The sequence below is a fragment of the Solwaraspora sp. WMMD792 genome (genome assembly GCF_029626105.1).
Lineage (GTDB): Bacteria > Actinomycetota > Actinomycetes > Mycobacteriales > Micromonosporaceae > Micromonospora_E.
The window spans coordinates 3,232,146-3,258,474 of the sequence record NZ_JARUBH010000009.1 but is presented as its reverse complement, the minus strand read 5'-3'; the positions used below and the strand labels follow the sequence as shown (position 1 = coordinate 3,258,474).

Below are 26,329 nucleotides of genomic sequence, written 5' to 3'. Positions count from 1 at the left end.
GTGACGGTTCGGCGAATGATCTCCGAACGTCCGGGCGTCGGCCGTCCGGCCGTACCGCGATGGTCAACTACCGCGCTACCCTGAGAGCGCGGTCGTCGATGCCCGCCGGTCCACCGTCGCGGTTCCACCCACCAGTACGATGTCTCGCGGAGCGCCGAGCGCTGGTGGGCACTTCCGTTCGGACATCAGACAGGGTCGGCCGATCGGCCGGTTCAGGGGAGAGACTAGCCTCATGGGCGTGACACGCCGCGCAAAGATCGTTTGTACGCTTGGCCCCGCGACCGCGTCCCCGGAGCGTATCCGTGGGCTCGTCGAAGCGGGCATGGACGTGGCCCGGCTGAACTTCAGCCACGGCAGCCACGAGGACCACCAGCAGGTGTACCAGCTGGTCCGGGAGGCGGCCCAGGCCGCCGGCCGGGCGGTCGCCGTGCTGGCCGACCTGCAGGGCCCCAAGATCCGCCTCGGCCGGTTCGCCGACGGGCCGCACGAGTGGCGCACCGGCGACTCGGTCGTCATCACCAGCGACGACATTATCGGCAGCCGGGAGCGGGTCTCCTGCACCTACCGCAAGCTGCCCCAGGAGGTTCGCCCCGGGGACCGGCTGCTGATCGACGACGGCAAGGTGGCCGTCGAGGTCAGCGCGGTGGACGGCAACGACATCCGGGTGCTGGTCGTCGAGGGCGGGCCGGTCTCCAACAACAAGGGCATCTCGCTGCCGAACGTCGCGGTCAGCGTGCCGGCCCTGTCGGACAAGGACACCGACGACCTGCGGTTCGCGCTCGGCCTGGGCGCCGACTTCATCGCCCTGTCGTTCGTCCGGTCGCCCGAGGACATCAAGCTGGTCCACGCGATCATGGACGAGGAGGGGGTTCGCCGACCCGTCCTGGCCAAGGTCGAGAAGCCGGAGGCGGTCACCCACCTGGAGGCGATCGTCGACGCGTTCGACGGGGTGATGGTGGCCCGGGGCGACCTGGGCGTCGAGTTGCCGCTCGACGAGGTGCCGCTGGTGCAGAAGCGCGCGGTGCAGCTGTGCCGGGAGAACGCCAAGCCGGTCATCGTCGCCACCCAGATGCTCGACTCGATGATCGAGAATTCGCGGCCGACCCGCGCGGAGGCCTCCGACGTGGCCAACGCGGTGCTCGACGGCACCGACGCGGTGATGCTCTCCGGCGAAACCAGCGTCGGCAAGTACCCGGTGCTCACGGTCAGCACCATGGCCAAGATCGTCACGACGACCGAGCACGGCTCGATCTCGGTTCCCCGGCTGCAGCACGACCCCCGTACCCACGGCGGTGCGCTCACCTCGGCCGCGTCGCAGATCGCGCGGGCGATCGGCGCCAAGGCGATGGTCGCCTTCACCCAGACGGGTGACACCGTACGTCGGCTCTCCCGGCTGCAGTGCGAGCTGCCGCTGCTGGCTTTCACCCCGGTCGCCGAGGTGCGCGACCAGCTTGCCCTCTCCTGGGGGGTGGAGACCTTCCTGATGCCGTTCGTGCAGCACACCGACGACATGTTCCGCCAGGTCGACCAGGCACTGCTCGGCCTCGGCCGGGCCAATCCCGGCGAGTACGTGGTGATCGTCGCCGGCAGCCCGGTCGGCACCCCCGGCTCCACCAACACGCTGCGGGTGCACCAGCTTGGTAGCCTCGTCGACGCCGCGGCGGCCCGGGCGTTGCAGTGACCGGTGATCCGGTTGGCGGGCAGGCCGCCGTCGACCAGCTGCTCGAGGTGCTCGACCTGACCCGGACCGGGCCGTCGGCGTTTCGCGGGACGAGCCCCAAGGTGGGGCCGCAGCGGGTCTTCGGCGGCCAGGTCGCCGGTCAGGCGCTGGTCGCCGCCGGGCGGACCGTCGACCCGCAGCGGCTGGTGCACTCGCTGCACGGCTACTTCGTCCGCCCCGGCGACGGTGCCGAGCCGATCGACTACGAGGTGGAGAACATCCGCGACGGCCGGTCCTTCTCGGTCCGCCGCTCGGTGGCGTACCAGCACGGCAAACCGATCTTCTTCATGTCGGCGTCGTTCCACCGGCCCGAGGACGGGCTGGACCACCAGGCCCCGCAGCCACCGGACGTGCCGCCGCCGGAGGCGGTGCCGACCATGGTGGAGCGGCTGGCCCGCTATCCGGAGCGGCTCGGTGTCTGGGCGGTGATCCCCCGGCCGATGGACGTGCGGTACGTCGGCGAACCGGGTCTGGTCGCCCCCGGGGACCGGCCGGCCGACCCGTACCAGCGGGTCTGGATCCGCGCCGACGGCAAGCTGCCCGACGATCCGCTGCTGCACGCCTGCGTACTCACCTACGCCTCCGACCTGACCTTGCTCGACTCGGTGCTGTCCGTGCACGGCGAGGTCTGGGGTCCGGGCGGGGTGATCGGGGCCAGCCTGGACCACGCGTTGTGGTTCCACCGGCCGTTCCGGGCCGACGAATGGTTCCTCTACGACTGCTGGAGTCCGTCGGCCGCCGGCGGGCGAGGGCTGGCCACTGGTCGGATGTTCACCCGCGACGGCCGGCACATCGCCAGCGCTGTGCAGGAAGGACTGGTCCGGCGGGTCGGCGGGTGACCGGGCCGCCAGCCTGACCCGGCGCTCGGGCGACCGTGACCAGGGTAGATGACCGACGTCGCGGTCGGCCGGTCCGATAATGGAAACAGTGCCGTAACCTGAGAGGTATGCGTCTCTCTGCCCGGGTCGACTACGCGCTGCGGGCCGCCGCCGAGCTGGCGGTCGCGGCTGCGGCGTCGGCGCGGGTCGTGTTGACTGCCGAGCAGGTCGCCCGGGCCCAGGGCATCCCGCCGAAGTTCCTCGAGGGCATCCTGCTGCAGTTGCGCCGGGCCGGCGTGGTGCAGGCCCAGCGCGGCCCGGACGGCGGCTACTGGCTGGCCCGTCCCGCCGAGCAGATCAGCCTCGCGGAGCTCATCCGGGTCATCGACGGCCCGCTCGCCCACGTGCGGGGGCACCGGCCGGAGGAGCTCGGCTACCAGGGTGCGGCGGTCGCGCTGCAGGACGTCTGGATCGCGTTGCGGGCCAGCGAGCGGGAGATCCTCGAGTCGGTCACCGTGGCCGACGTCGCCACCGGCAAACTCCCCGAGCGGATCCGGGATCTCGCGGCCAACCCACGCGCCTGGACCTGACCGGCTGCGGCTGGCTTCGTTCGCGTGCTTGACAACAGCACCGGCCGCCCGCATTCTCTACTAAGCCGATAGGTTTGCTATCCCAAGTAGGTGTGCTGTGCGAAAGCTGCTGGTCCTCGCCCTCGTCGGGCTGCTCGCTCAACTGGTGGACGGCGCGCTGGGAATGGCGTACGGAGTCACCTCGACCACCCTGCTGCTGCTCGCCGGAATCGCCCCGGCCTCGGCGAGCGCCTCGGTGCACCTGGCGGAGATCGGCACCACGCTCGCCTCCGGCACCGCGCACTGGCGGTTCGGCAACGTCGACTGGCGGGTCGTCGGCCGGATCGCCGTACCTGGCGCGGTCGGTGCCTTCGCCGGTGCCACCGTCCTCAGCTCCGTCTCGACCGAGGCCGCCGGGCCGTGGATGGCCGGGATCCTGCTGGCCCTCGGGGTGTACCTGCTGATCCGCTTCGCCCGGCCGATCCCGTCCCGGCGGGTCAGCCGACCCCTGCGCAGCCGGTTCCTCACCCCGCTCGGGCTGACCGCCGGCTTCATCGACGCCACCGGAGGCGGCGGGTGGGGCCCGGTCGCCACACCGTCGCTGCTGGTCTCCGGGCGGATGGAGCCACGCAAGGTGATCGGCTCGGTGGACACCTCGGAGTTCCTCGTCGCGGCGGCGGCCAGCGCCGGCTTCCTGATCGGGCTCGGCGGCCAGGGTTTCGTCCTACCCGTCGTCGCGGCGTTGCTGGCCGGTGGCCTGCTCGCCGCCCCGCTGGCTGCCTACCTCGTGCGGATCGTGCCGGCACAACTGCTCGGCGCCGCGGTCGGCGGTCTCATCGTGCTGACCAACGCCCGGTCGCTGATGCGCGCCGTCGAGCTGCCCCCGGCCCCGAGGTTCACCGGGTACGCGGTGATCGTCGTCGGCTGGGCGCTGGCCCTCGGGCTGGCCGTCCGGGTGCTGCGCGCGGCCCGTCGTGACCAGCGACGGTCAGCGCTGGTCGGTGAGCAGCCCGGTGGCGGTGTCCGAGATCAGCTCCCAGGCGGCGGCGACGTGCCGTCGCTCGGTACGCGGCGCGCCGACGGCCAGCCGCAAGGTGAACCGGCCCGCCACCCGGGTGTGGGTCAGCAGCACCGAGCCGCTGGCGTTCACCCCGGCCAGCAGGGCGGAGTTGACCTCGTCGGGCTGGCCGCGCAACCGGAAACAGACCAGTGAGAACGGCCCCGGCGTGACAAGTTCGAACCGGTCGTCGGCGCGTACCTGGTCGGCGAACCAGGCCGCGTGCGCCACCGCCGAACGGATGTGCGCCCGCAGCCCCTGCGCGCCGTACCAGCGCAGCACAAACCACAGCTTCAACGCCCGGAACCGACGACCGAGCGGCACCTGCCAGTCCCGGTAGTCGATCACCGTGCCCGCGTCGCTGAGCGCATTGCGCAGGTACTCCGGCATCACCGTCAACGCCTCGACCAGCTCGGCCCGGTCCGCCACCCAGAACGCGTCGCAGTCGAACCCGGTCAGCAGCCACTTGTGCGGGTCGAAGCAGTACGAGTCGGCCCGCTCCAGCCCGGCGTGCGTCCAGCGCAGCTCCGGGCAGACCGCCGCCGCGCCGGCGTACGCGGCGTCCACGTGCAGCCACACCCCGTACTCGGCGCAGATCGCGCCGATCTCTTCGACGGGGTCGACGGCGGTGGTCGAGGTGGTGCCCACGGTGGCGACCACGATCGCCGGTCGCCGCCCGGCGGCCAGATCGTCGTCGAGGGCCCGGCGCAACGCGTCCGGCCGCATCGCCAGCGTCACCGGATCGACGTCGATCAGCCGTACGCCCTGATCACCGACCCCGGCGATCCGGGCCGCCTTCTCGATCGACGAATGGCCCTCGGTCGAGGTGTAGACGGTGTAGCCGGCTGCGGTGCCCGCCGTGCGCCAGGTGCCGCCGCTGGCCCGGTGCAGCGCCACCAGGGTGGCCACCAGCGTCGCCGACGACGCCGAGTCCTGGATGACGCCACCACCGGTGGACCCCGACCGGAACCGTTGCGGCAGGTCGAGCAGCTGGGCCAGCCAGTCGAGCAGCACGGTCTCCACCTCGGTGCAGGCCGGACTGGTGGCCCAGAGCATGCCCTGGACGCCGAGGCCGGCGCTGACCAGGTCGCCGAGCACGCTCGGGGCCGAGGTGTTGGCCGGGAAGTAGCCGAAGAAGCCAGGGTGCTGCCAGTGGGTGAGTCCGCCGACGACCACCCGGTCCAGGTCGGTGAGGATCCGGTCGAACGGCTCGCCGTGCTCCGGCGGCGTCACCGGCAGCGCCCGGGCCACCGTACCGGGCGGATCCGACGGCCGTACCGGATGTTTCTCCAGGGTCTGCCAGTAGTCGGCGATCCAGTCGACCACCGCGTGCCCGGCCCGGCGGAACTCGTCCGCCGACATGTGCCCGCCGGCCGGGGTTTCTGCGCCCGGCGTGGTGCCCGGAGCGGATGCGTCGCCTGCCATGCGGTCGAGTTGATCAGGAATCGGTACGGCGGGCAAGCGCCACCATTGTCTCCGGCCCGGTGCCTGCGACGGCGGTGTCTCCGGCCTCGGCGCCCGGCAGCGCGGCGGCGGGGCCGGGGCCGGTGCTGGCCCGGACGGTCAACCGTGGGTCGAGCAGCGTGGCGGCCGGCACCGCGTCGCCCTGGACCTTGCGCATCAGCAGGCTGACCGCCTGCCGGCCGACCTCCTCGGCCGGAATCAGCACCGAGGTCAGCGCCGGACCGGACCGCTCGGCGACCTCGTCCGGGCAGATCGCCACCACCGAGATGTCGTCGGGGACCCGTCGACCCAGGGTCGGCAACGCGGCCAGCACGTGCCCGACCGCCGCCTCGTTGTGCACCACCAGCGCGGTGAGCCCTGGGTGCCGGTGCAGTAGCCCGGCCAGTTCGCGGCGTACCGCGTCGTAGTTCTCCTCGCACGGCTGGGCGACCGCCGTGACGCCGCAGCGGGCCGACGTCTCGGTGAAGCCGGCCCTGGTCCGGTGGGCGAAGCCGGTTTCCCGTTCGTAGACCACCGCCGGGGCTCCGAGCAGGGCGAGCTGCCGGTGGCCGAGCGTGACGAGATGCTCGACGCAGGCCTCGCCGGCCCGGTAGAAGTCCAGGTCGACGCAGGTCAGACCGGCGGACTCGGCCGGGAAACCGATCAGCACGCTGGGCCGTTCGAGTTCACGCAGCAGGGGTACGCGTGGGTCGTGCATCTCCACGTCCATCACCACGATGCCGTCGACCATGGCGCTGACCGCGATCCGGCGCAGCCCGGCCGGCCCTTCGTCGGCGGTGACCAGCAGTACGTCATGGTCGAACTGCCGGGCGGTGGTGACCACGCTGGTGGCGAACTGCATCAGTACCGGCAGGTGCATCCCGGAGCGCAGCGGCAGCACCAGCGCGATCACGTTCGCCCGGCGGCTGGCCAGCGCTCGGGCGCCGGCATGCGGGTGGTAGCCGAGGGCGTGGATGCTGGCCAGTACGCGTTCCCGGGTGGTCGCCGAGATCGCCCGCTTGCCGCTGAGCACATAGGACACCGTGCTGACCGCGACGCCGGCGTGCCGGGCCACGTCGGCGATCGTCACCATGTCGGCCCGCTTCCCGGCCCGGTCCCGCGCCGGGCCGGGCCCGGCGGGGTCCGGCCCGGCGCCGGTCGGCTGTGACGGAGTTGACACTAGGCTCCTCCATCCATGTCCCTGGCCGGACCGTCAGTGGCGGTCCCGGCAAAACTCAGGTAGCTCACCGTAGCGCCTGCCGTACTGAAAAGCAGATACAGGTCTCGGGTTCCGGACAGTCCGTGCAGCTCCGTCCGTACCTCGGCCCAGTCGTCGCGGCCGCCGGTCGCCGGTACCGGAAGCGTACCGGCGACCGGGCCGGCCAGCGGATCGTCCAGCCGCAGGGTGACCGTCGACCCGTCCGCCGCCCGGCCGACGGCACCGGGGTCGGCCCCGGCCCCCTCCCGGGGCGGCCGGTGCGCGACGCGGGCGGTGACCGCGGTGGGCCCGGAGCCGAAGTCGACGTCGGTGAACGCGATCCAACCGCCGTCCTCCGCCGCGCCCACCGCGTCCCGACCCTCGGGATGGTCGGCCGGTGCCGTGCCGGCGTAGTCGTCGTTGTCAGCGGCCCACAACGGGCCGGCCAGCGGGTCGCGGGGCCCGATCCGTTCACCCCGTACGGTCAGGGTGGTGGTCGCCACCAGGTCGGCGCTGGACCGGCCGACCGACACCGTGTGCCGGGCGCTCTCCACCACCGGCCGGTCCCGGGTGACGTCCCAGGTCGCCAGGTCGGCGGCGGCGAGGCGGAACCGGAGCGTGGTCTGCGCCCCCGCCGCGAGGCTGATCTTGCGGAAGGCACGTAGTTGGCGCAGCGGCTGCTTGACCCGGGAGTGCCGCTGGCGGGTGTAGAGCTGCACCACCTCGGTCCCGGCCCGCGCTCCGCTGTTGCACACCGTGACGCTGACCTCGACCGTGCCGTCGGCACCTACCTCGGTGGCCGACAACCGCAGGTCGCGGTAGTCGAAGGAGGTGTAGCTCAGGCCGTGGCCGAACGGGTACAGCGGTTCCCCCCGGAAGTAGAGGTAGGTCGCGTCCGAGGCGATCACGTCGTAGTCGAACAGGTCGGGCAGGTCCGCGGTACGCCGGTACCAGGTCTGGGTGAGCCGGCCGCCCGGATCGGTGTCCCCGCAGAGCACCTCGGCCAGCCCGGTGCCGTACTCCTGACCGCCGTGTGCGGACCAGACGATCGCCGGGACGTGCCGGTCGGCCCACTCCACCGCGTACGGGTAGCTGCTGGCCAGCACCAGCACGGTGCGCGGATTCGCGGCCCGGACCGCCCGCAGCAGCGCCGCCTGGGCGGCGGGTAGCGCCAGGTCGACCCGGTCCTCGGTCTCCCGCCCGCACACCATCGGATGGTTGCCGAGCACCACCACCGCCACGTCGGCGTCGCGGGCCAGTGCTGCCGCCTCCCGGGCGCCATCGGTGACCAGTTCGACGGTGAACCTGGTGGCGGTGTCGACGCTGGCGGCCTCGGCCCGCGCCAGCCCGTCCGGGCCGACGGTGACGTAGCGGTCCCGGGCCAGGTGGTGCAGTGCCGTGCGGCCGTCGGCGGCGCGGACCAGCCGGAAGGTCTCGTTGACCACCCACCCGCCCGGCCCGGACCGGTCGTTGACCAGCACCCCGTCGTCGCCGGCGGCCAGGTAGCGGCCGTTGGCGACGCTGCGCAGCGCGACCACCCCGTCGCCCCAGTCGAACACGTCGAAGCAGCACTGCGGCGCCGCCTCCGGCGCGGCGGCGCGCGGCGGTCCGCCCGCCGTGCTGTCGGCCCGCAGCGGTCCACCGGCGGCCGCGCCGCTGGCCTGCAGGTAGGTCGCCGAGGTGCCGAGCCGCACCGCGATCCGGTCCACTCCCTCGTGGTGGGTCACGGTCGCCATCGGCAGCCGCGCGGTCAGCCCGGCGCGGGCGGTGACCGCGTACGGCATCGATCCGGCGTACCAGTCGGTGTGGAGTGTGTCGGCGAGCGGGCCGACCACCGCGACCCGCCGGATCCGGTCCGGGTCCAGCGGCAGCACCGGGTCGGATCCGGACTCCGTCGGTGCGTTGCGCAGCAGGACCACCGACTCGCGTACCGCGATCCGGGCCAGGTCCTGGTGGGCCGGGCAGTTGATCACATCGGTGCCGGTCGTCGCGAACGGGTTGCGTTCGGGTGGATCCAGCTCACCGAGCCGGATCCGGACGGAGAGGATCCGGCGGACCGCGCGGTCGATGTCCGGTTCGGCGAGCAGTCCGCGCGCCACCGCCTCGGTGATCCGCGCGACGGTCGGCAGCGAGTCGGTGTCGTCCTCGGTGAAGCTGTCGATCCCGGCGCGCAGCGCCGCCGCGTAGCCGGTGACGTGGTCCGGGTGGTAGCCCTGGGCGCCGGCGATGTTGGTGGCCGCTCCCGCGTCGCCGACGACCAGGACGTCGTCGTCGGTCCACCGGCGCAGCTGCTCGTCGATCAGCGGGCTCAGATGCGCCGGCCGGCCGTTGACCAGGTTGTACGCGGCCATCACCGCGACCGCGGCACCGGCGGCGATCGGGGCGCGAAACGCCGGTAGTTCGTACTCGTGCAGCACCCGGGGCGGCAGGTTGCTGCTGGTGGTGGCCCGGTCGGTCTCGTTGTTGTAACCGAGGAAGTGTTTCAGGGTCGGCGCGGTCCGCAGGTAGTAGGGATGGTCGCCGCGCAGTCCGCTGGCGTAACCGGTGGCCAGCACCCCGGTCAGCCACGGGTCCTCGGCGTAGCCCTCCTCGTTGCGGCCCCACCGTGGATCCCGCAGCGGGTTGACCACCGGCGCCCACACGTTCAGTCCGACGCCGACGGGGTCTTTGTGGTGGAACGCGCGTACCTCGTCGCCGACCGCTTCGCCGATCCGCCGCAGCAGGTCCGGGTCCCAGCTGGAACCCAGCCCGATCGCCTGCGGGAAGACGGTCGCCGGGCCGAGCCAGGCCACCCCGTGCAGCGCCTCGGTCCCGGTGCGGAAGCCGGGCAGGCCGAGTCGGGGCACCGAGGGCTGATGCTGGTGCAGCAGGGCGATCTTCTCGTCGAGGGTGAGCCGGCGGAGCAGGTCGGTGACCCGGGCGGCCACGGGTTGGTCGGGGTCGCGGAACGTGCTGTCGCTCATAACGTGGATCGCCTTCCGGGATCGGCAAGGGCACCCGTGTGGGTCGCCGCGGCGGTGCGGGCACCGCCGCGGTCACCGGATCACGGGCAGGCGTCGGTACGCGGTGGAGGTTGGCCGCCAGCCCGGGAAGCGCTGGCTCGAAGCGCTTCGACGACCGTCCCAAAAACGCTCCACTGTCGACACGATTTCAGCCGTGTTAACCGTGGAGCCCTTTGAGGTTGACATCCATCAGTACGGACGGTCAAGGGGCTGCCCGCCACAAATTGATGTCAGCCGCCGTCGCCGGCCCCGGCCGCCGCCCCGGGCCACCGCAGTGGGCCGCTGGTCAGCCGGGCGGCGGCCGCCGGTGCGGTCAGCCGGCCGGGCGTACCGGCATCCGGCCGTTGTCGATCGCGGCGATCGCCCGGGCCGCGCCGCCGATCGCCGCCGCGCCGCCGGCCAGATCGGAGGCTGCCAGCTGGGTGCCACCGGCCGCCGGAGCCACCGTACGGTCAGCGAGCTGCTGCCGGGCCGCCGGCAGCAGCCACTGGGCGAGCGGGACGTAGTAACCGCCGAGCAGCACCACCTCGGGGTTGATCAGGTTGGCCAGGATGGACACCCCGGTGCCGAGGTGCCGGCCGACCTCGGCGAGCGCGTCGAGAGCCGCCGGATCGCCGGCGCGCGCCGCCGCCCGTACCCGGTCGATCTCCGGCGCGAAGTCGGTGACCGGCCCGTCGACCTCGGCGTCCGGCAGCACCCGGCGGATCAGCGCGGGTACGGCGGCCAACGCCTCCAGACAGCCGTTCGCCCCGCAGCGGCACGGCGGACCCTGCGGATCCAGTTGAATATGACCGACCTCGCCGGTGAACCCCCGCGCGCCGTGCAGCAGCCGCCCGTCCACCACCAGCCCCGCGCCGATGCCGGCACCGCCGGTCAGGTGCACCAGGTTCGCGGTGCCGGCGTACGGCCCGTGCCGGTGCTCGGCGAGCGCGGCCAGCTGGGCGTCGTTGTCCACCACCACCTCGTACGCCGGCCCGCGCAGCGCCCGGACCAGATCGGCGTGCAGGTCGACGTCGCGCCAGCCCAGTTCGGGGGAGAGGCTGACCCGGCCCTGCTGGTCGACCAGGCCGGGTACCCCGACGGTGAGCCCGAGCACCTGCCGCCCCTGCCGGGTCACCCGGTTCACCGCCCGGCCGGCCAGTGCGGCCACCGTGCTGGCCGCCTTGCCCGGGGTGGCGGCCAGCCCGGTGAAGGCGCGTCGCCAGGACAGCAGCTCACCGCCGGCCAGGTCGAGCGCGACCGCGGTCAGGTGGTCGGCGCTGATCTCGATGCCGATCGCGGCGTACGCGTCACCGTCGACGACCAGCATGGTGGCCGGGCGTCCGATGCGGTGTTCGGTGAGGCCGATCTCCCGGACCAGGCGGCGGTCGATCAGATCGGCGACCAGGCTGGAGACGGTGGCCTTGTTGAGCCCGGTGGCACCGGCGATGTCCGCCCGGGAGCAGGGCGCGTTGGCCCGGACGTAGCGCAGCACGACCGCGAGGTTGGTGGCGCGTACGTCGGTCAGGTCCGCTGGCTGCGGGCCGCTCCGCATGGTGATCACGTTACGCCCCGGGTCCCGGCCGGGTGGCTCGGGCCGGATGCCCGGCGGGCCGGCGTGTCGCGGCGGTCACCGCGGGGTGGGCCGCCACCGGCGGTTCGCGTCATGTCGGCCTCCCTTGTGGCACCTGTCACCGTCGGCTACTTTGTTTAGTCAGCAGACGAACTAACTCTAGCGTGCAAACCGTACCCCCACACCCCCATTTCGAGCTGGTTCGTCCCACCGTCGCCGGGATGCCTGGCTCGCCGATATGAAGGGAGCGCGCCGTGGATCGATCCCTCGCGGGCGCGGCCACCAACCGACGTCGATTCCTGGGCCTGGTCGGCCTGGGTGCCACCGCGATGGCCGGTGGCGGTTTTCTCTCCGGCTGCAGCCGGCCGGCCGGCACCCAGGGCACGGCGACCGACGTCGACGCGGTCAGCGCGGTTCTGCCCAGATACCAGCCGGTCGAGCTGATCACCCCGGACATCGCCGGGGTACGCCCGATCGCCGACGGCTACCTGACGTACCCGACCGACCTGGTCAGGGCGGTCACCGAGACGCCCGGCAGCAGCGGTGAACCGCTCACCGCGATGACTCCCTGGTGGGGGCCGACCCCGCCCGGCATCGACCGCAACGCCTACCTGCAGGCGGTCAACGAGCGGCTCGGCGTGCCGATCGACTTCAGCGTCCAGGACGGCAACACCTACGCCGACAAGCTGAGCGCCATCCTCGGTGCCCGCGACGTGCCGGACCTGCTCTGCGCCCCGAACTGGGAGATCGACAAGATCCCGCGGTTCTCCGACGCGGTGTCGGCGCTGTTCGAGGACCTGACCGACCACCTCGCCGGTGACGCCGCGCTGGCCTACCCGCACCTGGCCAGCTTCCCGACCGGGGCCTGGCAGTACGCCGTCTGGGGCGGCCGGCTGGCCGCCGTCCCGTGGCCGACCGACGGCCCGTTCCCGTACGCGCTGTTCTACCGCAAGGACCTCACCGACGCCGCCGGCGTGCAGGCCCCGAAGAACATCGAGGAGCTCTACGAGTTCGGCAAGGCGATGACCGATCCGGCCAACGGCGTCTGGGCCTTCGGCTCGATCTTCAACATGGTGCAGATGTTCTACGGTGTGCCCGGCTCGCAGGGCGGCTGGCGGCGCACCGACGGCGGCGGCCTGGAATTCAAGTACGAGACCGAGGAGTACCGCGAGGCCCTGGAGTTCACCACCAGACTGTTCGCCGAAGGGCTGGTGCACCCGGACATCGTGGAGAGCAGCGGCGCCGCCGACGCCAAGCAGCTGTTCAACAGCGGCAAGATGGTCTGCTACGAGGACGGCGTCGGCGCCTGGCGCGGCATGTACTCGGAGCAGCGGCAGATCACCCCGACGTTCGACATGCGGCCGGTGCCGGTCTTCTCCGCCGACGGGCAGAGCACCCCGGTCGCCTGGGGCGAGGAAAAGCCGATCTTCTACACGTTCATCAAGAAGGGGCTGGGCAAGGAGCGCGTCGAGGAGATCCTGCGGGTGCTCAACTGGTGCGCCGCGCCGCTCGGCACCGAGGAGTACCACCTGCGCCAGTACGGCGTCGTCGACCAGCACCACACGGTCAGCGCCGACGGCAGCCCGGAGCTGACCGAGCTGGGCCGGCAGGAGATCGCCGACCAGTACACCTTCATCGTCGGGCGTTACCCGACCATCGTGCAGACCGCCGACGTCCCCGGCTTCGTCGAGGCCCTGCTCAGCTACTCCAACGAGACGGTGAAGTACCTGGAGCCGAACCCGTGGGCCGGGATCAAGTTCGAGCTGCCGGCCAACCTGTCGCGGGTGCAGCAGCCGACCGAGGACAAGATCCTCGACGTGCTGCGTGGTCGGCGGCCGACCAGCGACCTCGAGCAGATCACGCAGGAGTGGCGCAGCGGCGGCGGTGACGAGGGCCGCGACTTCTTCCGCAAGGCGCTCGAAGACAACGATCGATGACCTCGGTCGAGACGTCCGTGACCGCCGGATCCGGCGACGACCGGAGCCGGCGGTCGCCGGACCAGCCCACCCCGGACGGCAACCGCCGGTCACGCCGTACCCCGGATGGTCGGCGCACCCGCCGACGGACGGTGCCGCTGCGGGCCCGGCTGCGCCGCGACTGGCCGCTGCTGCTCATGGCCGCGCCGGCCGCGCTGCTGCTGCTGGTCTTCCACTACCTGCCCACCCTGGGCAACGTGATCGCCTTCCAGGACTACAACCCCTGGGTCGGTGACAACGCGTTCGAGGCGTTCGTCTACAGCGAGTGGATCGGGTTCGGCAACTTCGAGACCCTGTTCCGTGACCCGGCGTTCTGGGACGCGGTGGTCAACACCCTGACCATCACCGCGTTTCAGCTGGTCTTCTTCTTCCCGCTGCCGATCCTGTTGGCGATCCTGCTGCACAGCATCCTGTCGACCCGGGTGCGCGGGTTCATCCAGAGCGTCGTCTACCTGCCGCACTTCTTCAGCTGGGTGCTGGTGGTCACCTTCTTCATGCAGATGCTCGGCGGGGCCGGCCTGCTCGCCCAGCGGATGCGCGACGCCGGGCTCGACCCGCTCAACGTGATGGGCAACCCGGACACGTTCATCGTGCTGGTCACCGCAGAGTCGGTGTGGAAGGACGTCGGCTGGGGGGCGATCATCTTCCTGGCCGCGCTCAGCGCCATCGACCAGAACCTCTACGAGGCGGCGGCGGCCGACGGTGCCGGGCGCTGGCGGCGGCTGTGGCACATCACCCTGCCCGGGCTGCGTCCGGTGATCGTCCTGCTGCTGATTCTGCGGCTCGGTGACGCGCTCACCGTCGGCTTCGAGCAGTTCATCCTGCAGCGTGAGGCGGTCGGCCGGCAGGCCGCCGAAGTGCTCGACACCTACGTCTACTACCAGGCGATCATCCCGCAGCAGTGGGGGATGGGCGCCGCCGCCGGCCTGTTCAAGGGCGTCATCGGGCTGGTGCTGATCATCGCCGCGAACAAGTTCGCCCACCGCCTCGGCGAGCAGGGAGTGTATTCCAGGTGAGCATCGCACGTACCCTGACCGCCGGGCGGCGACCCAGGCTCGACCCGGTGAACCAGCCGCCCCGCCGGCGGCGCCCCGGCGTCGGCCGGCCGGTCTGGGAGGAGCCGCCGAGCCCGGTCGGCCAGGGCGTCAAAGGGCTCGTCCTCGCCGCGATGGTGCTGGCCGTGATCTTCCCGCTGTGGTCGGTCCTGGTGACCAGCCTCGCGTCGCGGGAGACCATCAACGCCACCGGCGGCATGGTGGTGATCCCCCGCGAGATCGACCTGTCGGCGTACGTGAACATCTTCTCCGGCGGTCAGATCAGCCGGGCGGTGTGGGTCAGCACCCTGGTCACCGTCGTCGGCACGACGTTCAGCCTGGTGCTGACGGTGCTGGCGGCGTACGGGCTGTCCCGTAAGGACTCGGTCGCGCACCGTCCGTTGCTGTTCCTGTTCCTGCTCACCTTCCTGATCTATCCCGGCATGGTGCCGAGCTACCTGGTGGTGACCGGGCTGGGTCTGAAGAACAGTCTGTGGGCGCTGATCCTGCCCACCGCGATCAGTGTGTTCAACCTGGTGGTGATCCGGGCGTTCTTCATGAACGTGCCGGCCGAGCTGATCGACGCGGCCCGCATCGACGGCGCCGGGGAGTTCCGGATCCTGTGGCGGATCATGCTGCCGCTGTCCCGGGCGGTGATCGCCGTCGTCGGCCTGTTCTACGCCGTCGGCTACTGGAACGCGTACTTCAACGCGGTGCTCTACATTGACGACAACGACAAGTGGCCGATCCAGCGGGTGCTGCAGAGCTACATCCTGGCCGGCCAGTCGCCGTCGGTCACTGGCGCGCCGGTGAACATACCCGGGGTCACCGCGTACCCGCCGACCCTGGCGGTCAAGATGGCGGTGGTGGTGATCACCGTACTGCCGGCGGTGGTGATCTTCCCGTTCGTGCAGCGGCACTTCACCAAGGGCGTCATCACCGGCGCGATCAAGGGTTGACCGGCCCGTCGCGCGGCGGCGCCGGCCCGGTCTGCGGCGGCGCCGGCCCGCCCGGTCGCGGCGGGCCGACACCGCGCTGTTCACAGCGGTACGCCGTCGAGCAGCACCGTGGCGGGTGGCTCGGTGCCGGTCACCGCGACGACCTCGACCCGGCGGACCGGCAGCGGCCCGTCGACGTCGACCCGCAACGTGTCGCCGTCGCGTACCGCCCGGACCGTGGTGTCGCCGTCGACGTCGCAGACGACCGTCTCGGCGCTGACGCCACCCCAACTGACCAGGGTCACGTCGGTGAACGGGCCGTCGCCGACGGTGTCTCCTGGTTCGGTCGTCGGGATCAGCGCGCCGTGCCGGACGAACAACGGGATCCGCTCCAGCGGAGTCTCGACCGGCAGGTGGCGTCCGCCGGGGTGGGTCCGCCCGGTCCAGTGGTCGACCCAGTCACCGGCCGGCAGGTAGACGTGCCGCCGCCCGTCCGGATTGATCATCGGCGCGACCAGCAGGTCGGTGCCGAGCCGGTACTCCAGTTCGGCACCCCACGCGGCCGGGTCGTCCGGCGAGTCGACCAGCAGCGCCCGCATCATCGGGGCACCGGTGCGGGCGGCCGTGACCGCCGCCGAGTAGAGGTAGGGCATCAACCGGTAGCGCAGCCGGATCGCCTCGACCGCGTCCCGCGCGGCGTCGTCGGGAAAGTCCCACGGCAGCCGGCTGGTGGTGCCGTGGAAGCGCACCAGCGGCGAGAACGCCCCGAACTGCGCCCACCGCACGTACAGGTCGGGGGTCGGGGTGCCGTGGAAGCCGCCGGCGTCGTGACTCCAGAACGGTACGCCGGACAGGCCGTGCGACAGCCCGCCGCGCAGTGTGCTGGCCATCCCCGGGTACGTGGCGTTGACGTCGCCGCTCCACTGGGCCGGATGCCGCTGCCCGCCGAGGAACGACGACCGGGCCCACACCATGCCGTGCCCGGCGACCTCCCGGGTGACCGCCGCGACCGCGTCGTTGAACAGCAGCGTGTAGACGTTGTGCAGCTCGACGCCGGTCATCCCGTTGTGTGCCACCGCGTCGGCCGGCACCCCTTCGGCGAAGTCGGTCTTGAACACCATCGCGCCCTGCCGCAGCAGGTCGCGCAGCAGACCGGTGAACCACTCGGTGGCCGCCGGGTTGGTGAAGTCGACGATCCCGCAGACCGGGTAGGAGCCGTGCCAGACGTCGGCGATGTAGGTGGAGCCGTCCGGGCGGCGCAGGAAGTAGCCGGCCGCGTCGGCCTGCCCGAAGACCGGGCTGCCGGTCATGATGTAGGGGTTCATCCAGAGGCTCACCTTGAACCCCTGCTCGGCGAGGGTGGCCAGCATGCCGGCCGGGTCGGGGAAGTTGGTGGCGTCCCAGGCCAGGTCGGACCAGGCGCCGTCGGCCTGCCAGTAGCAGTCCAGGTGCAGCACGTCGCACGGGATGCCGTCGGCACGGATCCGCCGGGCCCGCTCCAGGACCTTCTCCTGGCTGTCCACAAAGAAGCCGGACGAGATCCAGGTGCCGAACGCCCACTTCGGCGGCAGCACCGGTCGGCCGGTCAGCCGGTCGTAGCGGTCCAGGATCTCGGCGGGGGTGGGGCCGGCGATCACGTAGTAGTCGATCAGGTCGTCCGGCACCAGGATCTGCACGCAGCTGTGCGTGGAGGAGCAGATGTCGAACTCCACCGGCATGCCGCTGTCGACCAGCACCCCGTAGCCACGGTCGGACAGGTACAGCGGGACGTTCTTGTGCGACCGGTCCGACTCGCTGCCGAAGGCGTCGTAGTTCCACATCAGCGCCCGCTGGCCGCGCTTGTCCAGCCGGGTGAACTTCTCGCCGAGCCCGACGAAGCGTTCGTCGCCGGGCGCGTCGAAGCTCTCGTGGTACGCGGCGACGGAGCCGTCGACCAGGGACCGGCCGAACGGCAGGGTGCGCAGTCGGCCGCTGATGTCGCGCTCGCCCCGGTTCTGGTTGAGCAGCACCCGACCCTGCCGGTCGAGGAACCGCAGATGCCACGGGTCGAGCCGCAGTTCGGCGACGACCGTTCCGGCGTCGACGCGTACCGTGTCGCCGGCCACCGTGACCGTGGCCGGGTACGGGCGCGGATCGACCAGCGGCAGCGCCCGGGCCGACCGGCTGCGGGCGTCGGGCGTCGCGCTCAGCCGGACCCGGATCACCCCCTCCCCGGCGGCGCTGACCGCGACCGTCAGCGTCTCACCGTCGGCGGTGCTGCCCTTGCAGGTGATCCCGGCCGCATCGGTGCCCAGCAACTCGGCCCGGACCAGCGCGGACAAGCCCTCCTCGCCGGGCGCGCGGACCGGCAGGTCGGGCGGGTCGGCCACGAATGTCTCATGGGGGACCAGGGGCGGACGGTACGGCATGGGCTCTCCTCGTCGGTCCGGGGCTCGACGCTCCCTGGTGGAACCAGTGGCCTGGGGGCGACTAAATTAGTTTCTTTGGTAATCCAACAAACTGTCAACGTCGGAGGGAGCGCCGATGCGCTGGCCGAAAGGACTCGACGGGCTCTGCTACGGCGGGGACTACAACCCCGAGCAGTGGCCGGAGACGACCTGGGTCGAGGACGTCGAGCTGATGCGTCGCGCCCGGGTCAACCTGGTCACCGTCGGGGTGTTCGCCTGGTCCCGGCTGGAACCGCACCCCGGCGAGTACACCGTCGACTGGCTCGACCGGGCACTCGACCTGCTGCACCAGGGCGGGATCCGGGTCGTCCTGGCCACCCCGACCGCCTCGCCGCCGCCGTGGTTCTCCCTCGCCCACCCCGACGCGCTGCCGGTCACCGCCGACGGGGTGCGGCTGCGGCACGGCAGCCGGGACACGTACTGCGCGGCCGCCCCCGCGTACCGCGTCGCGGCCCGGCGCATCGCCGCGATGCTCGCCGAACGCTACCGCGACCACCCGGCGCTGGCGATGTGGCACGTGCACAACGAGTACGGCACGGTCTGCCACTGCCCGCACGCGGCCGACGCGTTCCGGCGGTGGCTGCGACAGCGCTACGGTGACCTGGACCGGCTCAACGAGGCGTGGACCGGTGCGTTCTGGAGCCAGTGCTACTCCGACTGGACGCAGATCGACCCGCCGCGCGCCACCCAGTACCTGACCAACCCGACGCAGGTGCTGGACTTCCGCCGGTTCTGGTCCGACGAACTGCTCGCTGCCTATCGTGACCAGCGCGACCTGCTCCGCGAACACACGCCGGACGTGCCGGTCACCACCAACTATGTGTTCGGTGACTGGGTCCCGGTGGACCACGCCCGGTGGGCGCGGGAGGTCGACCTGATCGCCGTCGATCACTATCCGACCGAGACCGACGGCCGGGCCGAGGAACAGACCGCGCTCGCCGCCGACCTCGCCCGGTCCTGGTCACGCCCGGTCACCGGGGACGGGTCACCGCCATCGGCCGGCCGGCACCGGCCCTGGCTGCTGATGGAGAGCGCGCCCAACCTGATCTACCGGTACGCCGAGGGGACCGCCTACGCCAAGGAGCCCGGCCGGATGCTGCGGCACAGCATCGCCCACGTCGCACGCGGCTCCCGGGGCGCGATGTTCTTCCAGTGGCGGGCGCCGCGCGGCGGTGCCGAGCTGTTCCACTCGGCGATGGTGCCGCACGCCGGTGCCGACTCCCGGACCTTCCGGTCGGCGGTACAGCTCGGCGAGGCGCTGCGGCTGCTTGCCGCGACCGACACCGCCGCGGTGACGGCCCGGGCCGCGATCGGCTGGGACGCCGCCAGCGGGTGGGCGCTGCAGCATCCCGGGCTGCCGTCGGGGCACATCTCGTACGCCGACGAGGTGGCCGCCGCGCACCGGGCGCTGTGGCGGTGCGGCATCACCACCGACTTCGTCTGCCCGGCGGCCGGACCACTGGACCTGACCGGCTACCGGATGCTGGTGCTGCCTGCGCTGTACCTGATGGACGACGCCGTCGCGGACACCCTCGCCGACTGGGTACGGGCCGGCGGTCAACTGGTGGTCAGCTACCTGTCCGGGGTCGCCGACCCCGACGCCCGGGTCCGGCTGGGCGGGTATCCGGGTGCCCTGCGTGAGCTGCTCGGCGTCCGCAGCGAGGAGTTCCTGCCGCTCGGTCCGGACGGCACCGCGCCGCTGTCCGGCGGGCGTATCGGACGGCTGTGGCGGGAACGGGTCGAGGCCCGCGGGGCCGAACCGGTGCTCAACTACGTCGATGGCGTGCTGGCCGGTCAGCCGGCGGTGACCCGCCGCTCGGTCGGTGCCGGGGCCGCCTGGTACCTGTCCACCAGGCTGGACGACGACGGCTACCGGGAACTGCTGGCGGTGGTCGCCGCCGAGGCCGGGGTGGCACCGGTGCTGCCCGCCGCGCCCGCCGGGGTGGAGGCGGTACGCCGGGTGGACGGCACCACCCGGTGGCTGTTTCTGTTCAACCATGGCCGGGAGGAAGCGGTGGTGGCGGCCACCGGTGAGGTGCTGGTCTCCGGCTGCGTCCTGCCGTCCGGGGAGATCATGGTGGCCAGCGACGTCCTGCCCGCCGGTGAGGTCCTGCTGGCGGTCGGTGCCGGCTCGGCTGATTCCGGCCGGTCGACCGGCCGATGGCCGGTCGGCTCGGCCGGTGTCACCGGCACACCGGGTCGCGGCCGGGGCGCTCGTCGGGTCCGGGTGCCAGCGGGCGGGCTGCTGGTGCTGCGGGAGCCGGACCAACCGGTGGGTGACCGCGGCCGCCGACACGGACCCCGCCGGGCTCCGATGGACATCGACATTGATCGAGGAAAGCGATTGCCCTAGCATTGGCCTGCACGGGAGCCGACCGACGACCGCCGCACTGCGGTCGACCGATCCAGCGCAGCGCCACCGGGCGTACGCCCCGGCCGGGCAGCCGGGCGTCCGTCCGTTGCCGCCCGCCCTCTGCTCCCGGAGACTCTCATGCGCAATGTCCCTCCCAACAGTTCCCGGTCCCAGCCCGGGAATCCCCGCCGAGCCCTGCTCGCCGTCGCGACCGCGGTGGCCACCGCGGCCGGTGCCGGCGTGGCCACCACGATCCTCGCGTCGCCGGCCGCCGCAGCCGCCGGCTGCGCGGTCGACTACCGCGTCACCAGCCAATGGCCCGGTGGCTTCGGCGCCAGCGTGTCCGTGACCAACCTCGGTGACCCCGTCACCTCCTGGCAGCTGACCTGGTCGTTCGGCGCCGGGCAGACGATCACCCAGGCGTGGAACGCGGCGGTGACGCAGAACGGTGCCCAGGTCACCGCGGACAACGTCGGCTACAACGGGAACCTGGCCACCAACGCCAGCACCGAGTTTGGCTTCAACGGATCCTGGAACAACAGCAGCAATCCGGTCCCGACGACCTTCGCGCTCAACGGGACCACCTGCACCGGCGGCGTCGCGCCGACCACCGCACCCCCGCCGACGACGGCACCCCCGCCGACCACGGCACCCCCGACCACGGCACCCCCGACCACGGCACCCCCGACGACCGCCCCGCCGACGACCGCCCCACCGACCACGGCGCCACCGCCCACCACCCCGCCGCCGACGCCGGGGCCCGGCGCCAAGCAGATGGAGGACCTCGACCGAGGGCTGATCAGCGTCCGCTCCGGATCCGGCAACCTGGTTTCCTGGCGGCTGCTCGGCACCGAGGCCGCCGGCACCGGCTTCCACGTCTACCGTGGCTCCACCCGGGTCACCTCGTCGCCGGTCACCGCGTCGACCAACTACTACGACGCCGGTGCCGCGTCCAACGCCAGCTACACGGTCCGGGCGGTGGTCGGCGGCGTCGAGCAGCCCGCGTCCCCGGCGTCGCTCACCTTCGCCGACGGCTACCTCGACGTACCGCTGCAGGTGCCGCCGGGCGGCACCACCCCGTCCGGGGAGTGGTACAGCTACTCGGCGAACGACGCCAGCGTCGGTGACCTCGACGGTGACGGGCAGTACGAGATCGTGCTCAAGTGGGATCCGTCCAACGCCAAGGACAACTCCCAGTCCGGCTACACCGGTAACGTCTATGTCGACGCGTACCGGCTCGACGGGACCCGGCTGTGGCGCGTCGACCTGGGCCGCAACATCCGGGCCGGCGCCCACTACACCCAGTTCCAGGTGTACGACTACGACGGCGACGGCCGGGCCGAGGTGGCGATGAAGACCGCCGACGGCACCCGGGACGGTCGGGGCAGCGTCATCGGCAACTCCGGCGCCGACTACCGCAACTCGTCCGGTTACGTGCTGTCCGGTCCGGAGTTCCTGACCATGTTCGACGGCCAGACCGGTGCGGCGATCTCCACCGTCAACTACGTGCCGGCCCGGGGCAACGTGTCGTCCTGGGGCGACTCGTACGGCAACCGGGTGGACCGGTTCCTCGCCGGCACCGCCTACCTGGACGGCCAGCGACCGTCGTTGATCATGTCACGCGGCTACTACACCCGCACCGTCATCGCCGCCTGGGACTTCCGCAACGGCAACCTCACCCAGCGGTGGGTCTTCGACTCCAACTCGTCGGGCAACGGCAGCTACGCCGGGCAGGGCAACCATTCGCTGTCCATCGCCGACGTCGACCGCGACGGCCGTGACGAGATCGTCTTCGGCGGCGCCACCATCGACGACAACGGTCGCGGGCTGTGGAACACCAGCCTGAACCACGGCGACGCCGGCCACGTCGGTGACCTAGACCCGGGGCGGTCCGGGCTGGAGTACTTCAAGGTCCAGGAGGACGGCTCGAAGCCGTCGTCGGCGCTGATCGACGCCCGCACCGGGCAGATCATCTGGCAGACCCCGACCGGCGGGGACAACGGCCGGGGCGTGTCGGCGGACATCTGGGCCGGCAGCGCCGGTGCCGAGTCCTGGTCGTCGGCGGTGGACGGGCTGCGCTCGCCGACCGGCGGCAACGTCGGACGCAAGCCGTCGTCGGCCAACTTCCTCAGCTGGTGGGACGGCGACCCGGTCCGGGAGTTGCTCGACCAGACCCGGATCGACAAGTACGGCACCTCCGGCGACACCCGGCTGTTGACCGGCTCCGGGGTGGCATCGAACAACGGCACCAAGGCGACCCCCGCTTTGTCGGCCGACCTGTTCGGCGACTGGCGGGAGGAGGTCATCTGGCGGACCAGCGACTCCCGCGCGTTGCGGATCTACGCCACCCCGCACACCACCGACCGACGGATCCACACCCTGATGCACGACCCGCAGTACCGGGTGGCGGTCGCCTGGCAGAACACCGCCTACAACCAGCCGCCACACCCGTCGTTCTTCATTGGCGCCAACATGCCGGCACCACCGACGCCGAACGTCTACTTGCGGTGAATGTCTACATTCTGGGGAATCCGGCGGCCGACTGAGTGAGCCGGCGGCCGTAGACGCGCCGACGGGGGACCGGAACCCGGTCCCCCGTCGGCGGACGCGACGACATCCACCCCACGCGTGATCTCGTGCGTCGAACCATCACCTGCCAAAGACGATAGCCAGCGGACCGTCGCGCGGCGGTGACCAGCTGATGAAGCTCCTGTTTCCGGCTATTGATCGCCGTCCGTGGGGTGACCCGGGTCACCGGCCACCAGCTCGAACGAGCGCACCCGGTCGGCGACGTCGTACACCATCGTGGTCAACATCAGCTCGTCGGCACCGGTGCGCTCGCGCAAATCGTGCAGCGCCCGCCGGACCGTGTCGGGGGAGCCGACCGCCTGCTCCTCGTTGCGTTGGCGGATGAACTGCCGCTCGAGATCCGTGTACGGATAGGCGGCCGCTTCCTCCGGGCTGACCAGTGCCTCCGGCCGCCCGGCGCGCAGCCGCAGGAACGCCAGGGCGGCCGGGCCGGACAGCCACTCGGCCCGCTCGTCCGACTCGGCGCAGACGACGTTGACCGCGACCATCGCGTACGGCCGGTCCAACCACACCGACGGGCGGAAATGCTGCCGGTACAGCGCGAGCGCCGGCAGCGTGTTGGCCGCACTGAAATGGTGTGCGAAGGAGAACGGCAGACCCAGGGTGCCGGCGAGTTGGGCGCTGAATCCGCTGGAACCGAGCAGCCAGATCGCCGGTGACTGCCCGGCGTGCGGGGTCGCGGCGATCGGTCCGGCGTCGCCGCGCAGATAGCCGATCAGGGTCGCCAGCTCCTGCGGGAACGTCTCGGCGCCCAGCCCGGCCATGGTGCGCCGCAGCGCCAGTGCGGTGGCCTGGTCGGTGCCCGGGGCCCGGCCGATGCCGAGATCGACCCGGCCCGGGTGCAGCGCCTCCAACGTGCCGAACTGCTCGGCGACCACCAGCGGCGGATGGTTGGGCAGCATCACCCCGCCGGAGCCGACCCGGATCGTTGAGGTGGCCGCGGCCAGGTGGGCGAGCAGCACCGCCGGGGCCGAGCTGGCGATGGCGGGCATGTTGTGGTGTTCGGCCACCCACAACCGGTGGTAGCCGAGCTGCTCGACTCGGCGGGCCAGCTCGGTGGTGTGCCGCAGCGCCTCACCGGCGGATCTGCCGGCGGCGACTGGGGCCACGTCGAGGACGGAGAGCGGTACGTCGATCACACCTGTGCCCAACCCGGTGCCGCGCCCGGATCTTCCCGCCGCCCGGATCTTCCGGCATCGCCAGTTCGGCTAACCTCGGCGGCGAGCGGCAGCCGGCCGCCGCGCAGACGAGGAGACTGGTCGATGCGGATCGTGGACGCCCGGGTGATCGTGACCTGCCCGGGCCGCAACTTCGTCACCTTGAAGATCGTCACCTCGGACGGTGTGACCGGCGTCGGCGACGCCACCCTCAACGGCCGTGAACTGGCCGTCGCCAGCTACCTGCGTGACCACGTGGTACCGACGCTGATCGGTCGGGACGCGAGCCGGATCGAGGACACCTGGCAGTACCTGTACCGGGGTGCCTACTGGCGGCGCGGCCCGGTCACGATGAGCGCCATCGCGGCAGTCGACACCGCGTTGTGGGACATCAAGGGCAAGGTCGCCGGGCTGCCGGTCTACCAGCTGCTCGGCGGCCGGTGCCGCGACGGGGTCACCGTCTACGGCCACGCCAACGCCGAGACGGTCCCCGAGGTGCTCGCCGAGGTGGCCCGTTACGTCGACCTCGGCTACCGGGCGGTGCGGGTGCAGACCGCCGTACCCGGCCTGCCGGCGACGTACGGGGTCGGCAAGGACCGGATGTTCTACGAGCCGGCCGACGCCGCGATCCCCACCGAGACCACCTGGTCCACCGAGCGCTACCTGGTGCACACCCCGCAGGTCTTCGCGGCGGTACGCGACGAGTTCGGCCCGCACCTGAAGCTGCTGCACGACGCCCACCACCGGCTGACCCCGATCGAGGCGGCCCGGCTCGGCAAGGACCTCGAACCGTACCGGCTGACCTGGCTGGAGGACCCGGTCCCCGCCGAGCTGCAGGAGGGCTTCCGGCTGATCCGCCAGCACACCACCACGCCGATCGCCGTCGGGGAGGTCTTCAACACCATCTTCGACTGCCAGCAGCTGATCACCGAGCAGTTGATCGACTACGTCCGCACCACGGTGGTCCGGGCCGGCGGCATCAGCCACCTGCGGCGGATCTTCGATCTGGCCGCGCTGCACCACGTCCGCAGCGGTTCGCACGGCGCCACCGACCTGTCCCCGGTGTGTATGGCCGCCGCGCTGCACGTCGACCTGAGCATCCCCAACTTCGGCCTGCAGGAGTACATGCGGCACACCGAGGCCACCGACGAGGTGTTCCCGCACTCGTACCACTTCGCCGACGGCTACCTGCACCCCGGCGAGGAACCCGGGCTCGGCGTCGACATCGACGAGTCAGCGGCGGCGCGCTACCCGTACGCGCCGGCGTCGCTGCCGGTCAACCGGCTCACCGACGGGTCGATGCACAACTGGTGACCCGACCGGGCCGTTCGGTTCTCGCCAGCGCACATCGATGTGAGGCTGAGACACCCTACGACGCAGATGTGAGGTATCTCAGCCTCACATCGACGAAGCGGTGCGGCTCTTCCGGCTCAGCCGACACGCAGTGCTGCGGCCATGGGCGGTTGGTCGAGTGGTGCGCCGCCCCGACGCATTGCCCACAGCGGCGGGCCGCCGGCCGGCAGGTGCGCCACCCGGACGATTCGGTAGCCGTGGCGCAGGTAGAACGCCTGGGACCGTGGGCTGCTCGCCTCGACCACGGCCGGCATGCCGATCCGGTCGAGCCGGGCGTGGTGCACGGCCAGCAGCGCCGACCCGATGCCTCGCCGTCTCAGCCAGGGTGCCGCCGCCAGGAACGCCAGATGGTTGTGCCGGCCTGTCGGCTCCACTCGGCCGGCGGTGAACGTGTAGTGCGCGTACGGGCCGTGCCGGTCGCCGCAGGCCCGCAACCTGCGCCGTTGATGCTCCGCCGCGAGCAGCCGGTCGAACGGGTGCGGGTACCAGATCGCGACTCCGTCGCAGTGGCCGACGACGTCGACGATGCCGTGCCGTACGCCGAACTCCAGCTCGGCGGTGAAGAACTGGTGCATCGTCAGGTACCGCAGTGCGTGGTCGCTGATCAGCCACGCCACCACCGGGTCCAGCACGCATGCCTGCGCCAACAGCTCTCCCAGCGGCTCGACGTCGACGGCTGTGGCGGTCCGTACGGTCAGCATGGCCGCCACGTCCACACCAGGAACCGGTCGAACAGCTCGGCCGCCGTGACGTCGGGCAGGTCGATCGCCGCCTCGGTCATCCGCTCCACCATGTACGTCGCCAACGCGACCGGCCCGAACCCGCCCGCCAGCTCGACCCGCGCCACCAGACACGGCCATGATTCGCCGCAGCCGGCGCACGACCACGACGGCCGCACCGCCATATGACCACCGCCGCCGCTGTCGGCCGCCGGGGCCGCACCGGTCACATCGCGGTACGCCATACCCGCGACCCGGCCGACCCCAGGTTGCCCGTCGTGCCGGACGACCAGCACCCCACCACCGGCGGCGGCCAGGTCCCGCAACCGCCCCTTCACCGCGACCACCGGCCCTGGTTGACCCGAGCCGCGTCCACCGCAGCCCGACCGACAGCCCCGGACCGA

At 71.9% G+C, this 26,329-nt stretch carries 17 protein-coding genes and 1 pseudogene; 10 read left to right on the top strand and 8 right to left on the bottom strand.

Translation table 11 applies throughout. From position 1 onward, the window contains the following. Window positions 1-232: 232 nt before the first annotated feature. The 4 genes from pyk (at window position 233) to O7629_RS15715 (ending at window position 4,320) form a co-directional block, all read left to right on the top strand. A complete protein-coding gene (gene pyk, locus O7629_RS15730) occupies window positions 233-1,681 on the top strand; it encodes a pyruvate kinase (RefSeq protein WP_278170061.1) in 1,449 nt (482 codons plus the stop codon). Beyond that, window positions 1,678-2,559: an acyl-CoA thioesterase II gene (locus O7629_RS15725; protein ID WP_278170059.1), complete on the top strand. Its 882-nt coding sequence runs from the start codon at window positions 1,678-1,680 to the stop codon at window positions 2,557-2,559. Before pyk ends, O7629_RS15725 begins: the two co-directional genes overlap by 4 nt. Window positions 2,560-2,666: 107 nt before the next feature. Beyond that, window positions 2,667-3,128 (top strand): Rrf2 family transcriptional regulator, encoded by a 462-nt coding sequence (locus O7629_RS15720; RefSeq protein WP_278170058.1) that lies wholly within the window; start codon window positions 2,667-2,669, stop codon window positions 3,126-3,128. A 97-nt stretch (window positions 3,129-3,225) separates the two neighbouring features. Continuing rightward, complete coding sequence (locus O7629_RS15715) at window positions 3,226-4,320, top strand: sulfite exporter TauE/SafE family protein (protein ID WP_278170057.1); 1,095 nt, start codon at window positions 3,226-3,228, stop codon at window positions 4,318-4,320. 36 nt (window positions 4,321-4,356) lie between these two features. Here the strand turns inward: O7629_RS15715 and O7629_RS15710 are convergent. The 4 genes and pseudogenes from O7629_RS15710 to O7629_RS15695 form a co-directional block, all read right to left on the bottom strand. Further along, window positions 4,357-5,526, bottom strand: a pseudogene (locus O7629_RS15710) (pyridoxal-dependent decarboxylase); the annotation flags it as partial. 76 nt (window positions 5,527-5,602) lie between these two features. Then, entirely contained in the window at window positions 5,603-6,787 is a 1,185-nt protein-coding gene (locus O7629_RS15705; protein WP_278170051.1) for a LacI family DNA-binding transcriptional regulator, read from the bottom strand. Continuing rightward, window positions 6,787-9,768: a glycoside hydrolase family 3 C-terminal domain-containing protein gene (locus O7629_RS15700; protein WP_278170050.1), complete on the bottom strand. Its 2,982-nt coding sequence runs from the start codon at window positions 9,766-9,768 to the stop codon at window positions 6,787-6,789. The genes O7629_RS15705 and O7629_RS15700 overlap by 1 nt, the downstream gene beginning before the upstream one ends. 352 nt (window positions 9,769-10,120) lie before the next feature. Beyond that, window positions 10,121-11,341, bottom strand: coding sequence for an ROK family transcriptional regulator (locus tag O7629_RS15695; RefSeq protein ID WP_278170048.1), 1,221 nt, complete (start codon window positions 11,339-11,341; stop codon window positions 10,121-10,123). Between the two features lie 272 nt (window positions 11,342-11,613). On the opposite strand from O7629_RS15695, the gene O7629_RS15690 reads away from it, so the two are divergent. From O7629_RS15690 to O7629_RS15680, 3 genes are read left to right on the top strand one after another with little or no spacing between them, the layout of a single operon-like run. Continuing rightward, window positions 11,614-13,296 carry an extracellular solute-binding protein gene (locus O7629_RS15690; RefSeq protein ID WP_278170045.1) on the top strand — a complete coding sequence of 561 codons (1,683 nt, stop codon included), beginning with the start codon at window positions 11,614-11,616 and terminating at the stop codon, window positions 13,294-13,296. 17 nt (window positions 13,297-13,313) lie between these two features. Next, entirely contained in the window at window positions 13,314-14,351 is a 1,038-nt protein-coding gene (locus tag O7629_RS15685) for an ABC transporter permease subunit (protein ID WP_278170043.1), read from the top strand. Further along, window positions 14,348-15,328 (top strand): carbohydrate ABC transporter permease, encoded by a 981-nt coding sequence (locus O7629_RS15680; RefSeq protein WP_278170042.1) that lies wholly within the window; start codon window positions 14,348-14,350, stop codon window positions 15,326-15,328. Before O7629_RS15685 ends, O7629_RS15680 begins: the two co-directional genes overlap by 4 nt. A gap of 80 nt (window positions 15,329-15,408) precedes the next feature. Here the strand turns inward: O7629_RS15680 and O7629_RS15675 are convergent, their stop codons facing one another. Continuing rightward, a complete protein-coding gene (locus O7629_RS15675; RefSeq protein ID WP_278170040.1) occupies window positions 15,409-17,715 on the bottom strand; it encodes a TIM-barrel domain-containing protein in 2,307 nt (768 codons plus the stop codon). 115 nt (window positions 17,716-17,830) lie between these two features. Between O7629_RS15675 and O7629_RS15670 the strand changes: the two genes are divergently transcribed. Together O7629_RS15670 and O7629_RS15665 are read left to right on the top strand one after the other, a co-directional pair. After that, the gene (locus O7629_RS15670; RefSeq protein ID WP_278170039.1) at window positions 17,831-20,107 is read left to right on the top strand and encodes a beta-galactosidase; all 2,277 of its coding nucleotides are present in this window, start codon (window positions 17,831-17,833) and stop codon (window positions 20,105-20,107) included. Between the two features lie 138 nt (window positions 20,108-20,245). Continuing rightward, window positions 20,246-22,618 (top strand): cellulose binding domain-containing protein, encoded by a 2,373-nt coding sequence (locus O7629_RS15665; protein ID WP_278170037.1) that lies wholly within the window; start codon window positions 20,246-20,248, stop codon window positions 22,616-22,618. 209 nt (window positions 22,619-22,827) lie between these two features. Here O7629_RS15665 and O7629_RS15660 read toward each other — a convergent pair whose 3' ends face one another. Next, complete coding sequence (locus tag O7629_RS15660; RefSeq protein WP_278170036.1) at window positions 22,828-23,835, bottom strand: LLM class flavin-dependent oxidoreductase; 1,008 nt, start codon at window positions 23,833-23,835, stop codon at window positions 22,828-22,830. Between the two features lie 123 nt (window positions 23,836-23,958). Here O7629_RS15660 and manD point away from each other — a divergent pair, with 123 nt between their 5' ends. Continuing rightward, window positions 23,959-25,167, top strand: a complete 1,209-nt coding sequence (gene manD / locus O7629_RS15655) for a D-mannonate dehydratase ManD (RefSeq protein ID WP_278170035.1) — start codon at window positions 23,959-23,961, stop codon at window positions 25,165-25,167. 116 nt (window positions 25,168-25,283) lie between these two features. Here manD and O7629_RS15650 read toward each other — a convergent pair whose 3' ends face one another. Both O7629_RS15650 and O7629_RS15645 read right to left on the bottom strand, forming a co-directional pair. Further along, complete coding sequence (locus O7629_RS15650) at window positions 25,284-25,907, bottom strand: GNAT family N-acetyltransferase (RefSeq protein ID WP_347403730.1); 624 nt, start codon at window positions 25,905-25,907, stop codon at window positions 25,284-25,286. Next, a complete protein-coding gene (locus tag O7629_RS15645) occupies window positions 25,901-26,263 on the bottom strand; it encodes a hypothetical protein (protein ID WP_278170033.1) in 363 nt (120 codons plus the stop codon). The genes O7629_RS15650 and O7629_RS15645 overlap by 7 nt, the downstream gene beginning before the upstream one ends. Window positions 26,264-26,329 lie beyond the last annotated feature (66 nt).

Coding starts and splice junctions, on each gene's coding strand:
- pyk (WP_278170061.1), top strand. CDS start 233: ATGGGCGTGACACGCCGCGCAAAGATCGTTTGTACGCTTGGCCCCGCG.
- O7629_RS15720 (WP_278170058.1), top strand. CDS start 2,667: ATGCGTCTCTCTGCCCGGGTCGACTACGCGCTGCGGGCCGCCGCCGAG.
- O7629_RS15700 (WP_278170050.1), bottom strand. CDS start 9,768: ATGAGCGACAGCACGTTCCGCGACCCCGACCAACCCGTGGCCGCCCGG.
- O7629_RS15695 (WP_278170048.1), bottom strand. CDS start 11,341: ATGCGGAGCGGCCCGCAGCCAGCGGACCTGACCGACGTACGCGCCACC.
- O7629_RS15675 (WP_278170040.1), bottom strand. CDS start 17,715: ATGCCGTACCGTCCGCCCCTGGTCCCCCATGAGACATTCGTGGCCGAC.
- O7629_RS15670 (WP_278170039.1), top strand. CDS start 17,831: ATGCGCTGGCCGAAAGGACTCGACGGGCTCTGCTACGGCGGGGACTAC.
- O7629_RS15665 (WP_278170037.1), top strand. CDS start 20,246: ATGCGCAATGTCCCTCCCAACAGTTCCCGGTCCCAGCCCGGGAATCCC.
- manD (WP_278170035.1), top strand. CDS start 23,959: ATGCGGATCGTGGACGCCCGGGTGATCGTGACCTGCCCGGGCCGCAAC.
- O7629_RS15650 (WP_347403730.1), bottom strand. CDS start 25,907: ATGCTGACCGTACGGACCGCCACAGCCGTCGACGTCGAGCCGCTGGGA.